Annotated in this window: 15 protein-coding genes; 8 read left to right on the top strand and 7 right to left on the bottom strand. The window is 62.3% G+C overall.

All coding sequences use genetic code 11. From position 1 onward, the window contains the following. Positions 1 to 34: 34 nt before the first annotated feature. On the bottom strand, positions 35 to 691 hold the full coding sequence (locus HP556_RS10920) for a hydrolase (RefSeq protein ID WP_175367019.1): 657 nt from the start codon (positions 689 to 691) through the stop codon (positions 35 to 37). Positions 692 to 846: 155 nt separating this feature from the next. Here HP556_RS10920 and HP556_RS10915 point away from each other — a divergent pair, with 155 nt between their 5' ends. Beyond that, a complete protein-coding gene (locus tag HP556_RS10915; protein WP_175367018.1) occupies positions 847 to 1740 on the top strand; it encodes a LysR family transcriptional regulator in 894 nt (297 codons plus the stop codon). A gap of 80 nt (positions 1741 to 1820) precedes the next feature. On the opposite strand, the gene HP556_RS10910 is transcribed toward HP556_RS10915, so the two are convergent. From HP556_RS10910 to HP556_RS10900, 3 genes are all read right to left on the bottom strand, one after another. Continuing rightward, entirely contained in the window at positions 1821 to 3728 is a 1908-nt protein-coding gene (locus HP556_RS10910; RefSeq protein ID WP_175367017.1) for a KUP/HAK/KT family potassium transporter, read from the bottom strand. Positions 3729 to 3939: 211 nt separating this feature from the next. Continuing rightward, positions 3940 to 4197 (bottom strand): hypothetical protein, encoded by a 258-nt coding sequence (locus HP556_RS10905; protein ID WP_089264450.1) that lies wholly within the window; start codon positions 4195 to 4197, stop codon positions 3940 to 3942. Positions 4198 to 4209: 12 nt separating this feature from the next. Next, positions 4210 to 4452, bottom strand: coding sequence for a hypothetical protein (locus HP556_RS10900; RefSeq protein WP_175367016.1), 243 nt, complete (start codon positions 4450 to 4452; stop codon positions 4210 to 4212). 70 nt (positions 4453 to 4522) lie between these two features. Here HP556_RS10900 and coaD point away from each other — a divergent pair, with 70 nt between their 5' ends. From coaD to tgt, 6 genes are all read left to right on the top strand, one after another. Then, positions 4523 to 5020 carry a pantetheine-phosphate adenylyltransferase gene (gene coaD / locus HP556_RS10895; protein WP_175367015.1) on the top strand — a complete coding sequence of 166 codons (498 nt, stop codon included), beginning with the start codon at positions 4523 to 4525 and terminating at the stop codon, positions 5018 to 5020. Positions 5021 to 5073: 53 nt separating this feature from the next. After that, the gene (locus tag HP556_RS10890) at positions 5074 to 5643 is read left to right on the top strand and encodes a peptidylprolyl isomerase (protein WP_089264448.1); all 570 of its coding nucleotides are present in this window, start codon (positions 5074 to 5076) and stop codon (positions 5641 to 5643) included. A 5-nt stretch (positions 5644 to 5648) separates the two neighbouring features. Next, positions 5649 to 6092, top strand: coding sequence for a hypothetical protein (locus HP556_RS30095; RefSeq protein ID WP_089264715.1), 444 nt, complete (start codon positions 5649 to 5651; stop codon positions 6090 to 6092). Next, positions 6068 to 6535, top strand: a complete 468-nt coding sequence (locus tag HP556_RS10885; protein ID WP_089264447.1) for a peptidylprolyl isomerase — start codon at positions 6068 to 6070, stop codon at positions 6533 to 6535. The genes HP556_RS30095 and HP556_RS10885 overlap by 25 nt, the downstream gene beginning before the upstream one ends. Before the next feature lie 152 nt (positions 6536 to 6687). Next, positions 6688 to 7770, top strand: a complete 1083-nt coding sequence (gene queA, locus HP556_RS10880) for a tRNA preQ1(34) S-adenosylmethionine ribosyltransferase-isomerase QueA (RefSeq protein ID WP_175367014.1) — start codon at positions 6688 to 6690, stop codon at positions 7768 to 7770. Beyond that, on the top strand, positions 7767 to 8900 hold the full coding sequence (tgt, locus tag HP556_RS10875) for a tRNA guanosine(34) transglycosylase Tgt (protein ID WP_175367013.1): 1134 nt from the start codon (positions 7767 to 7769) through the stop codon (positions 8898 to 8900). The genes queA and tgt overlap by 4 nt, the downstream gene beginning before the upstream one ends. Positions 8901 to 8996: 96 nt before the next feature. Here the strand turns inward: tgt and lpxD are convergent, their stop codons facing one another. Together lpxD and HP556_RS10865 are read right to left on the bottom strand one after the other, a co-directional pair. Continuing rightward, complete coding sequence (gene lpxD, locus HP556_RS10870) at positions 8997 to 10040, bottom strand: UDP-3-O-(3-hydroxymyristoyl)glucosamine N-acyltransferase (protein ID WP_175367012.1); 1044 nt, start codon at positions 10038 to 10040, stop codon at positions 8997 to 8999. Positions 10041 to 10487: 447 nt separating this feature from the next. Next, positions 10488 to 10703, bottom strand: coding sequence for a helix-hairpin-helix domain-containing protein (locus HP556_RS10865; protein WP_068730943.1), 216 nt, complete (start codon positions 10701 to 10703; stop codon positions 10488 to 10490). A gap of 344 nt (positions 10704 to 11047) precedes the next feature. Here HP556_RS10865 and HP556_RS10860 point away from each other — a divergent pair, with 344 nt between their 5' ends. Next, on the top strand, positions 11048 to 11287 hold the full coding sequence (locus HP556_RS10860; RefSeq protein ID WP_068730761.1) for a BrnA antitoxin family protein: 240 nt from the start codon (positions 11048 to 11050) through the stop codon (positions 11285 to 11287). A 22-nt stretch (positions 11288 to 11309) separates the two neighbouring features. Here HP556_RS10860 and HP556_RS10855 read toward each other — a convergent pair whose 3' ends face one another. Then, entirely contained in the window at positions 11310 to 12740 is a 1431-nt protein-coding gene (locus HP556_RS10855) for a caspase family protein (protein WP_338117560.1), read from the bottom strand. Between the last annotated feature and the right edge of the window lie 73 nt (positions 12741 to 12813).

The following is a 12813-nucleotide window of genomic DNA, read 5'->3' as shown; positions in this document are numbered from 1 at the left end:
TCGCGCTTGCTCGGTCGAAAGGGGCTTTTCGGCGCTATGCGCCTGCGCTCTTCGGCACCGGCGTATTGAGGAGCTGTTGCTCCCACAGATACGCAATGCCGCTGCCGCCTGCATGCTGCGTCATCACTTCCGTTAGCTTGGCGGCACTCTCAGCCCGCGCCCAGTCGCGCTGCCATTCGGCGGACACTGCCAGCCAGGTCATCATGTTGGCGCCGGCCGCGATCATGCGCTGGATGGCGACCTGATGGGCCTCGACCGAAACGGCGCCCGAGGCATCGGTGACGACCGTTACGTCCCAGCCCTCGCCGAGGGCCTGGATCGTCGGCATCGCGACGCAGATCTCAGTCCACAGGCCCGCGATGATCAATTGCTTGCGGCCCGTTGCCTTGACGGCGTCCACCGCCTTCGGGTCTTCCCAGGTGTTGATGAAGGTCCGGTCGATCACCTCCTGGCCGGGGAACACGTCGGTGATCTGAGGGAATAAGAGACCGCCACGCTCGGCGAGCACCGAGGTCAGGATGGTGGGAACGCCGAATGCCTTGGCGGCCTTCGCCAGGCCCGCCGTATTGTTGATCACCATCTGCGGTTCATGGCTGTTCACGTTGGCGAGCTGGTAGGGCTGGTGGTCGATCAGAATGAGAACCGAGTCTTCGGGACGAAGGAGCGACGCAAGGCCATTACGAAAGGTCATGAATATATCCTCTGGTGCCGTTGTGAGTGAGATTGGTCTTCTTGATGGGACATGCGCCAACGGCGGCGCTGTCTTGACGGGGTATTGCCGTTCTTGGGCTTGATGAGGTAGTGCCCTTCCGTGGCAAGCTGTGTTGCGGAATGGGGAATGCCGAATTGGACATCGAAGCGCTCAGGACATTCGTGGAAGTTGCCGATGCCGGGGGCGTTTCGCCCGCTGCGCGTCGGCTCAGCGTCTCCAAGTCGATCGTCAGTCGGCAGCTTGCTCGCATTGAAGCGGAACTTGGCGTGCAGCTTCTCGCACGAACCACGCGCGGCGCTGCGCTCACCGAAGCGGGAGTCGCGTTTCGCGACCATGCAGCGCGAGCTTGCGCCGAGATCGACGCGGCCAGGGAATTGCTCCTGCCGGATGGCGAGCTTTGCGGCCGCTTGCGCATTGCCGTGCCGCTTACTTTCGGCCCAACGCACTTAGCTCCCGTGCTTGCGGACATGGCGCGACGGCACCCGCAGCTCCACATCCATAGCGTCTACAGTGATCGCTTCGTTGATCTCATCGCCGAAGGCTTCGATTGCGCGATCCGGGTTGGCTATCTTCCGGACTCCAACCTGATCGCGCGACACGTCGGGCCTATCTATGGAAAACTGGTCGCCAGCCCGGACTATATCGAAGCGCATGGTTCCCCCGAGACGCCGGACGAACTCGTCGCGCATCAGGCTCTCATGCAGGGTACGGAAGCCTGGCAATTCATGGATGGCGACAAGACAATCACGGTGCGCCCGCAAGGGCGCTTCAAAGCCGACAACGGCACGGCTCTCCGCGCCGCAGCATTGGCAGGACTCGGCATCGCCTGGCTCCCCGATGGCATCACCCATGACGATGTCGCCTCGGGCGCGCTTGTTCCGGTCATGACACGCCATCCGCCACCACCGGCAGGTGTCTATGTCATCCGGCCGCCAAGTCAGCATCCCGCACGGAAGGTGCGGGTTCTTACCGAAATGCTCATCGCGTGTTTCGCAGAGGCCCCGCGCCTTGCGGGCGTCGATCGCTAGAGCGCAGGCAGGAGGCCTCGACGTTCGGCCAGGCCTGCTGCGAGCAGTCGTGACCGGCCGAGGCTTAAATCGCGAGCGATTTAAATCTCGATTTCGGTGCCGAACTCGACAACCTGCTTGGTCGGCACGCCAAAGAACGCTGCGGAGCGTTCGGCGTTACGTTGCAGGAACGCGAATACGGTTTCGCGCCACACCGCCATCCCGGCGACCTTGTCGCTGGGAATGATGGTCTCCCGGCCGATGTAATAGGTGATCTCGGCGAGGTCGATTCCGGGCAGCTTGCCCTGTTCGGAGGCCAGGCCGAGCCCGTCTGAAATCGTTGGATACTGCATAAAGCCGTAATGCAGGATGACGCGCGTGATCCCTTCAATGACTTCGATAATTTCGGCGCGATCGGCATCCGGGACGCGCGGCACTTCGGCGATCAGCACAGTCACCAGAATGACGCGCTCATGTAGGACGTGGTTGTGCTTGACGAATTGCGTCAGTGCGAGCGGCACACCGTTCGGCATGGATGCCAGGAACACCGCGGTGCCATTGAGGCGCGCATGGCAGCGACTGACGGCCGTCTCGATCAGGTCCTCTTCGGGTTGACGCAGTTTGGCGCGGGCGCTTTCGACGAGTTTGACACCGCTGCGCCAGGTCAACATCAGGAACGCCACAGCAGCCGCCAAGAATAGCGGAAACCAGCCGCCTTCGAACAGCTTCGTGGAATTGGCGGCGAAGAAGATGCAATCGATGATGAAGAAGAAGCCGTTCACCGTCACGACGAGAAGCGGCGGATAGCCCCATTGCAGCGCGACCAATGCCGCGAGCAGCGTGGTGATCGCCATCAGCAGCGATACGGCGATGCCATAGGCGCCTGCCAGCGCGTCCGATGTGCCGAAGCTGAGCACGGCGGCCAACGTCGCCGCCGCCAGCAGCCAGTTCACCAGCGGCACATAGATCTGGCCCATGGCGTGGCTGGTGGTGTGCCGGATCTGCATCCGCGGCAGGAAGCCGAGCTGGATCGATTGCTGCGTCAGCGAGAACACACCGGAAATGATAGCCTGCGAGGCGATCACCGTCGCGACGGTCGCAAAGGCCACCAGCGGGTAGTGCAGCCAGTCCGGCGCCAGTTGATAGAACGGGTTGTTGATGGCGGTGGGGTCGGCGATCAGCAGTCCCGCCTGGCCGAAATAGTTCAGCACCAGCGCCGGCAGGGCGATGGCAAACCAGGCGAGCCGGATCGGCATCCGGCCGAAATGGCCCATATCGGCATACATCGCTTCGCCGCCGGTCACGGCTAGGAAGGCGGCGCCGAGAATGGCAAAGCTGATGTGGAAGTCCTGGTGGATCAGGAATTCGAAGGCATAGAGCGGACTGACGGCAGCGAGCACGCCGGGCGATTGCACGATGCCATGGATGCCGAGCAGCGCCAGCACGGCAAACCAGCCCAGCATCACTGGCCCGAAGATGCCGCCGATGAAACCGGTGCCCTTACTCTGCATCAGAAACAGCCCGATCAGAATGATGACGGTGAGCGGCACCACGGCCGGCGCAAGCGACGGTGCATCGACCTTGAGGCCTTCAATGGCTGATAGGACCGAGATCGCCGGCGTGATGGCGCCATCGCCATAGAGCAGGGCGGCGCCGACGAGACCGACGACCAGCAAATGTATGCGCCAAGTGCCCGGCTCTGCGTTGCGCGCGTGGAGCAGTGCCAGCAGGGCAACGATGCCGCCTTCGCCGCGATTGTCGGCGCGCAGAATCAGAAGCGCGTATTTCAGGGAGATAATGAGGATCAACGCCCAGAGGATCAGCGACACCACGCCGAGCGTTGCTTCGGACGTGAGAGGCCCGCCATGGGCCGCCGCCTTCACGGCTTCCTTCAATGCGTAAAGGGGGCTGGTGCCGATATCACCATAGACGACGCCGAGCGCGCCGATCGTTGCCGTGAGAGGAAGTCCGCCAGAGTGGCCTGGCGATGCGGCTGGGATGGCGGTCACTGGCAGCCCTCACGGGACTCGCGCTTTCACGATCGCGCTTAACCAGCAGTCTGCGACGTTGCGTCGCGAATTGCTATGAAATTAGTTGAAGCAGGTGTCGCGAGAATTTCACTGAACTATGCATCGCGCGCGTTGGGGGAGTGTAGTTCGATTGCCCGGATTAAGTATCAGTACACCCCGGCTCTGACCGGGGTGCGGTATCCTTTGCCGCTTAGCGACGCTCGGTGGTCACGAGGCGGACTTCGCGGACAGTGATCGTCTTGCTGGCTGCGTTACGCAGGCAGGAGGCCTCGAAGTTCGGCCAGGCCTGCTCGGAGCAGTTGCGACCTACCGTGTGGATGTCCAGACGGTCGGCCTTGGCGAGGGCCACCGGCACCGACGCCTCGACCTTCGGAGCGAAGCCCGGCAGAACGGTGAGGGCGGCTGCGATGAAAGCTGCGACGGCAACTGCTGAGAGAGTCTTGATCATGACGGTCCCCTGTCATTCGGGCCGTTTTGGCCCGGTTTGTTTGTCGCTTCCTGTGCTTGCCTGATTAATCAGGCCCGGTTTCAGGAAGTTGTCGTGTCCGGGCAAAGTGGTTTCATCCGGCCCGGTTTGTGTTTCGTCCGTACGCGCATGACGACACATGAGGCTCGAAAGCCCAATGTTTTCAATATCGTTGCTGCGTACCCAGTAGACGCACTGACCCGGCATCCGGTTCGAGCCCTGTCCGAAAATAAACATCGGCCGTTCGGCCCCAGCGGGCGGAACCAAGTTGGCTTGCAGCTCGAACGGGGGCGGGGTAGGAGGGGGAATGCCCCGTATCGCGCTTTATCCCGGTTCATTCGATCCCGTCACCAATGGCCATCTCGATGTGGTCCGCCATGCCGTTGGCCTGTGCGACAAGCTCGTGGTCGCCATCGGCGTGCACCCCGGCAAGAAGCCGCTGTTCTCGACGGACGAGCGGCTGGAGATGGTGAAGCAGGTGTTCGGACCGCTGGCCTCGGCCGCCGGCTGCGAATTCGACTGCACGACCTATGACAATCTCACCACCACACTGGCGCAGCAGATCGGTGCGACCATCATGATCCGCGGGCTGCGCGACGGCACCGATCTCGATTACGAGATGCAGATCGTCGGCATGAACGAGACCATGGCGCCGGATGTGCAGACGGTATTTCTTCCGGCCTCGGTGAGCGTCCGCCCGATCACCGCCACACTGGTCCGGCAAATCGCCGCCATGGGCGGCGACGTTTCGGCTTTCGTCCCGGACGCGGTCGCCAAGAGCCTCAAGTCCAAATTCGTCGCATAAACCGAAATAAGTATCCTGGCCGGCTGACCGGCTTTCTCTGATCCGGAGTTTCCATGATCCGTATAGTCGCACTTGCTGCCGCGCTGATGTTCGCGGCTCCCGCTTTCGCGCAGGCTCCGGCAGCCCTTCCGGCTGGCCTCGACAAGGCCAATTCGGTTGTGATCGACACGACCAAGGGCCGGATCATCATCAAACTGCGCACCGATATCGCCCCACAGCACGCCGAGCGCATCAAGCTGCTCGCCCGCGAAGGCTACTACAACAACGTACCGTTCCACCGCGTGATGGACGGCTTCATGGCGCAGACCGGCGACGGCAAGAACTTCAACGGCACCGGCGGATCGAAATATCCGAACCTGAAGGCCGAATTCTCGCAGGTGCCGTACAAGCGCGGCGTTGTTGGCATGGCACGTGCCGGCGATCCGGATTCGGCCAATTCGCAGTTCTTCATTATGTTCGCCGAAGGTTCGTCGCTGAACGGCAAATACACCGTGGTTGGCGACGTCGTCGCTGGCATGGACGTGGTGGACAAGCTCAAGAAGGCGCCTCCCGGCTCGGCCAGTGGTGCCGTGACCGACCCTGACAAGATGGTCAAGGTTCAGGTCGCTTCCGACATCAAGTGAGCATCATGATGCCGCGATGCAGGGTGATTGCTCTGCTCGCGGCATCATTGCTGTCTGGCGTCCTTCAGGCGCATCCGGCGTCGGGGCAATCTGACGCCGTGAGTACGCTGGAGGGCATGTTCGGAAGGCTGAAAGCGTGCTGGCATCCGCCCGCCTTGCCGCGAGGCCATCCGGGCATGGAGATCACGGTGCTGTTCAGCTTCAAGCGATCCGGTGAACTTCTCGGAAGGCCGCGAATTACCTTCGAGACGCCGGATGCCTCCGAGGCCGACAGCGTTGCTTACCGAACGGCTGTGATGGAGACATTGCAACATTGCACGCCGATGCCATTTACCGGGGGCCTGGGCGACGCGGTCGCTGGACGCCCCTTCCGAGTGCGGTTTGACGACCGCCGAAACCAACCCAAACCAGTAGAGAGACGAGCATGGCTGTTACCGAGAATACTTTGATCCTTGAAACCACCCAGGGTCCCGTCACCATCGAGATGCGCCCGGATCTGGCCCCGGGCCATGTCGCCCGTATCAAGGAGCTCGTGCGCGAAGGCTTCTACGACGGTATCGTCTTCCACCGTGTCATCGACGGCTTCATGGCGCAGACCGGCTGTCCGCAGGGCACCGGCACCGGCGGTTCGGGCAAGAAGCTGAAGGCCGAATTCAATAACGAGCCGCATGTGCGCGGCACGCTGTCGATGGCCCGCGCGGCCAGCCCGGATTCCGGCGACAGCCAGTTCTTCATCTGCTTCGACGACGCGTCGTTCCTCAACAAGCAGTACACTGTCTGGGGCAAGGTCACCGAAGGCATGGAGAACGTCGACAAGATCAAGCGCGGCGAGCCGGTGCAGAACCCCGACAAGATCGTCAAGGCGCATATGGCTGCCGACGCGGCTGCCTAAGTTAAGCTCATCCCTCACGTTCGTCATGCCCGGGCAGCGCGAAGCGAACTTCGCTAGTTGTCCCGGGCATCCACGTTTTATAGGCATCAACACCAAGGCGTGGATGGCCGGGATAAGCCCGGCCATGACGGAGTGGGAATAACTACAAACCCATGCGTACCGATATCTTCGATTTTGAACTTCCGGCCGAGAACATCGCGCTGCGGCCCGCCAGCCCGCGGGATGCTGCGCGGTTGCTTGTTGTTCAGCCGGGTATCGGCGTGCAGGATCATGTCGTATCGGATCTGCCGACCTGGCTGAAGCCCGGCGATCAGCTGGTCGTCAACGACACCAGGGTTATCTCGGCGCAGCTCACGGGCCGCCGCATTGGCCGCGAGACCGAACCGAAGATCGATGCGACGCTGATCAAGCGCCTCGACGGTTCGCGCTGGCAGGCGCTGGTACGGCCTGCAAAGAAGCTCGTCGAAGGCGATACGGTGCGCTTCGGCAATGAAGGCCGCGTCTGCCTGCTCGGACATCTCGACGCGCAAGTCGAGCACAAGGGCGATGCCGGTGAGATCATCTTCTCTTTCTCGTTTCACGGCCCCGCGCTGGATCAGGCGATTGCCGAACTCGGCGCGCCGCCGCTGCCGCCTTACATCGCCGGAAAACGCGCTCCGGACGAGCGTGACACGGCCGATTATCAAACCATGTTCGCCGCCAATGACGGCGCCGTCGCCGCACCGACGGCGGGACTGCATTTCACGCCGGCACTGGAAGCCGCTCTGAAGGCGCGCGGCGTCGGCCTGCATCGCATCACGCTGCATGTCGGAGCCGGGACCTTCCTGCCGGTGAAGGTCGACGACACCGCCGAGCACAAGATGCATTCCGAATGGGGTACGATCTCGCGCGCAACGGCGGATGCATTGAACGCAGCGCATGCGGCCGGCGGACGCGTTGTTGCCGTCGGCACGACCTCAATGCGTTTGCTGGAAAGCGCAACGTCCGAGGACGGCGTTATTCATCCGTTCGCCGACGAGACTGCGATCTTCATCACGCCCGGCTATCGCTTCCGCGCCGTCGATATCATGCTCACGAATTTCCATCTGCCGCGTTCAACGCTGTTCATGCTGGTCTCTGCCTTCGCCGGCATGGATACGATGAAGCAGGCCTATGCCCATGCCATCGCGACCGGCTATCGTTTCTATTCATACGGCGACGCCAGTCTGCTGTTTCGGGACACACGCAATCAATGACCGTCGCCAATCATTTCGAACTGCTGCGCACTGACGGCACGGCACGCAGGGGCCAGCTGACGACGCCGCATGGCGTGGTGCGCACACCGGCCTTCATGCCGGTCGGCACCCTCGGTGCGATGAAGAGCTTGCACTGGCGCGACGTGCGCGATGCCGGCGCCGATATCGTGCTCGGCAATACCTATCATCTGATGCTGCGCCCCGGCGCCGAACGCGTCGCGTCGTTCGGTGGCCTGCAGAAATTCACCACCTGGAACGGTCCGATGCTGACCGACTCCGGCGGCTTCCAGGTGATGTCGCTGGCGCAGCTGCGCAAGGTGACCGAGCAGGGCGTCACGTTCCGCTCACATATCGACGGTGCGAAGTTCGAGTTGACGCCGGAGCGCGCCATCGAGATCCAGCGGCTGCTGAATTCGGACATCGCGATGCAGCTCGACGAATGCGTCCGGCTGCCAGCGGAACATGCCGATATCGACCGCGCGATGCAGTTGTCGCTGCGCTGGGCCGAGCGCTGCAAGCGCGCCTTCGAGACGGCGCCGGACGGCTATATGCTGTTCGGCATCGCGCAGGGCGGCGACGTGCCGGAATTGCGCCGGGCCAGTGCGCGTGGGCTGATCGATATCGGCTTTCATGGCTACGCGATCGGCGGCCTCGCCGTCGGCGAGCCGCAGGCCGTGATGCTGGCGATGATCGAGGAGGTGGTTCCGATCCTCCCCTCGGAGCGGCCGCGCTATCTGATGGGCGTCGGCACGCCGGATGATATGCTGGAAGCGGTGGCGCGCGGCGTCGACATGTTCGACTGCGTGATGCCGACCCGTAATGGCCGCCACGGCATGGCCTTCACGCGCCACGGCCAGATCAACATGCGCAATGCGCGGCATCAGGACGATCCGCGTCCGCTGGATGAAGAGAGCACCTGGCCGGCCGCACGCGATTACTCGCGCGCCTATCTGCATCATCTCGTGCGCTCCGGCGAAACCCTCGGCGCGATGCTGCTGTCTGAAATCAACATCGCCTATTACCAGAGCCTGATGCAGGGCATCCGCGCGGCCATCGAGGCTGGAACGTTTGAAGAGTTTCGGGCGCATACGCGCGAGGGCTGGGCGCGCGGCGACATTCCGCCGCGGTAACCGGAGGTCAACTAGGTCGCCTTCACCGGTTCCGACTTCACCGGCCAGTCGATCATCCGTGCCTCGGCCGGCAGCCAGGTCCGGTTTGCAGGTTCATCAATCGTTTGTCTCGCGGTCACCGGCCGCAAGCATTTCCATGGCCTTGTATTGCCGGAAAAACCTGCGGCTGGGCCGGGCTGGAAATCCTGCCCACCGCTCTCCCGCAGGCACGTCGCGCGTGACGCCGCTTGCACCGGCTATCTGTGCGCCGTCGCCGATTGTCAGATGAGGAGCAATTCCAGTCTGGCCGCCTATTGCAACAAAACTCCCGAGAGTTGCAGACCCGGCAATTCCGACTTGCGCGGCGATGAGGCAGTGCCTGCCAATCGTCACGTTGTGGGCGACTTGTACGAGGTTATCGAGCTTCGTGCCTTCGCCGATAGACGTGTTGCGGGTCGACCCGCGATCGATGGTCGTGTTTGCGCCTATTTCGACGCAGTCCTCAATAATGACGCCTCCGACCTGGAGAATTTTGATATGTCCGCCTTTGTCGGGCACGAATCCGAAGCCGTCCTGACCGATCGATACGCCTGGATGGACAATGACGTGATTGCCGACAGTTGCGTGCGCAATGATAGCGCCGGCGCCGACTGAGCTATGGCTCCCGATGGTGACGTCCGGGCCGATCACGACGTTTGACCCGATATAAGTGCGTTCACCGATCCTGGCCCGGGGACCGATTACTGCGCCGGGATCGATGGTAGCCCCGCAATCGATGATGGCCGAAGCATGAATCGTGGCGTTTGGAGAAATGCCGTCGGTCTCGAAAAGTGACCCCGGGATAGCCGCTCCTGGATAGAGCAACGCGAGGATCCTTGAGTAAATCAAATACGGCTGAGGTGTCACAAAAGAGTAGGTCTCCTTTGGAACGGACGCGCTGAAGCGCGGGGAGACAAGACAAGCGCCTGCATTCGTCTGCCTCAAGGCCTCAAGATACTTGTGATTGTCCATATAGCTGAGCTCGCCGCGACGCGCTGTCTCTAGCGCTGCTCCAGCCGAAATGAGGAAATCTTTTGTAACAAAAAGTAAGCCCGCGATGCCCGCGACCTCACTTGCAGTGATCGTGCGCTTAGGCACGAAGAAGGGAATTTGACCGGTCATGACCGACTCCAGTGCGGGTATCCCCTCGACCCGAGAGACGGCTTCTCCGCTGTAGACCCGACAGCTGGTTAGCACGGCTTGGGAACATCAGAAATGGCGAAGGTGTGACTGCAGCGTGGTCGTTACTTGGTGCACGCGTGACGGTGCAAATCGTTTGCGCAGATTGCTGACCTTGACGCGTGCCGATGCTGCGCCGACGCGGACGCCGGTCGAGACGATATGCTGAGCCTCGGCGCGAGCGGCTGCTTTTGTTTGGAGCGTCAATGACGCATGGGCGATACTGGCAGCGTTCGCCTTACTGGGCGTTTTGGTTGTGCCATCCGCGTGGAAAGCAGCCCTCGGCGGGCAAGCAGAGGCACGGTGAATGTGATAGTCACAATCGGTTGCTTCCTCGGATCGCGGAGCAATCCAAGATCGGTTCACGCTGGTCCGCGCGAACAGCGCTAGCTAGTTGCAGACCGTCCGGCGAAAGGCGTGCTTGGTCACAAAACCATAGCCGCATGTATCGCAGGTCCAGAGATAGCTGACGACGTCATCGGTGAGAAAGGCCGACGCCTCGGCAGCAATCATCGAGTCGGCACAAACGGGGCAGGTCGGAAGATCGCTGCCACGCGGCGCGGGATGGGACGTTTTGGTCGTACGGACTTCAGCTGATGCTGACATCGTGACCTCCTTCGTCGTCTCATCGGACATGATGCGATCCTAATCCGATTTGTTTGACCGTGTCGCAACACAAATGCGTTGCTTTGAAGTTTTTTAAGTCAGCGCATGTTTGTGCCGCAGCGCGGTCACCTTTGTGCGATGCCACGTGCGTCACGAAGAATCCGCCTGTTACGATGAATGACATTTGTAAAATTTGCTGACATTGCCGGTCCTGCAGCAGAGGCGAGTAGCCGCCACGTCGCGCCCTTGTGCGGACGCATCTTCGGCGACACCGTGGAAGCGATTGTGCAGGCGCTCAGCGGGCGCTATCTCTCGACGGCAATGTTGGAAGGAATCTGACCGAGATGGCACAGCCCCCGCGACGCCCGCGCACGCTCCAGGATGCCCGCACCGAGGCGGAGGCGGCGTTCAAGAAGACCACCACGAAGCCGGTCGAGGCACCGGTCGCCAAGGCAGCCGTTCCCGGTGTGCGCGAATTGGTGTCGCTGCGGATCGATCAGGATGTGCTGGAATATTTCCAGCAGGACGGACCAGGCTGGCAGGACCGCATGAACGACGCGCTGCGCAAGGCAGCCGGCAAGTAGGCTGCCGCTCCAGGTAGCGGGCTTAGCGGTTAAGGAAGCCGCCAACGACGCCGCCAATGAACCGGCCGGGACCGGCGGGATCGATGGCCGGGGCGGGGGCGGGCGCGGCCTGGCGCCGGACCACGGGCGCTTCCTCATAGGTCTGCTGTTGCACCTGGCGGCGCACCGGCTTCGGTGCGGGTGCCGGTTCCTCCTTCAGCGCGACGACCTCGGTGAGCAATGCGGCATGCTGCACCTTGTTGAGATAGCCCGACGTCGGGTAACCGCGTGCCGCCTGCCACCGCGTGATCACGCCACGGGTCCCGGCATCGAAGCTGCCGGTCGCCTGGGTGTCGAAGCCAAGGCCGTTGAGGCGGCGCTGCACGTCGCGCCGCTTGACCTTGTCGAGACCGATCTTGTCCTCGGTGAGCTGGTTGGCTTGCTCGGTAAACACGGCCTTGTCCACGCCCGGCGCAGCAGTACGCGGGGCCGTCGCGGCTTCCTGGAGCGCGGCGATGCGGGCAAGGGCGAGCGGCTTGAACTGGCCGTTCGGGTACATCGAGATGTAGGCGTTGAGTTCCTCCGGTCGGTTCGAGTCCTTGATCGAGCGCCAGAACTCGAGCTCGACATCGGAGCCGGCGGTGGCCGCCGCGGGCATGGTGGCGGTGGGGCTGGCCGCGGCAACGGCGACCTGCGCCTGCACGTCCGGATTGAGATAGACTGCGCCGATCAGATTGGTGTGGCCCCAGGGCAGCTGGCCCTTGTTGGTTTCGTCCTGCACCTGCGCGCGCACTTTCGTCATCGCCTGCTGGATCTCGGCGCCGGGCGTGGTGATGTTGTTGAGCAGCGCGCGGGTAAACGGGCTGTTGCTTCCACTCTTGCCGTCGAGGGCGGTCTGGCCGGGGCTGGTGGCGAATGCGATCAGCGTGCCTTCGCCGGATTTCATCTCCGCAAGGCCGGACGACACCGCGACGCTGCGCGTGGCAGATCCGCTGGAGCGGATCTTGGCGGCAAACGGATTGTCGCGGCAGGCATCGAGGAATACCAGCTTCACCTTGGCATCGCCCATGGTCTGGTCGAGGGTGGTCTCGACATTGATGGCTGCGCCGAGCTTGACGTCCATCTCCGACTTCAGATTGGCATCGATCGGCAAAAGGTAGTTGATGTTGTTCACCGAGATACCGTGGCCGGCATAGAAGAACACCGCGACATCGGCGCCCTGCGCCTTGCGGCCGAAGTCGAGCAGCTTTTCGGTCATGCCGTCGCGCGTCAGGTTCGATCCTTCGATGACGTCGAAGCCGACATTGCGTAGCGCGCTGGCCATGGCCTTCGCGTCGATCGGCGGGTTCGGCAACGGATCGACATTCTTGTAGCTGCCATTGCCAACGACGAAAGCGACGCGCTTGTCGGCGAGCGCTGCATCCGCGCTGAACAGGATGGACAGCGCAGACAGGGCAAAAGCGAAATGGCGCACGATACGATCTCCCCCACGAATCCGGTCATTCGACCCTAGACACATTGGGAAAAGTACCAATTGCGGGCGTGCG

The organism is Tardiphaga robiniae, assembly GCF_013359755.1.
In the GTDB taxonomy this organism is placed as follows: Bacteria; Pseudomonadota; Alphaproteobacteria; order Rhizobiales; family Xanthobacteraceae; genus Tardiphaga; species Tardiphaga robiniae.
This window is presented reverse-complemented; position numbering and strand designations above follow the sequence as displayed.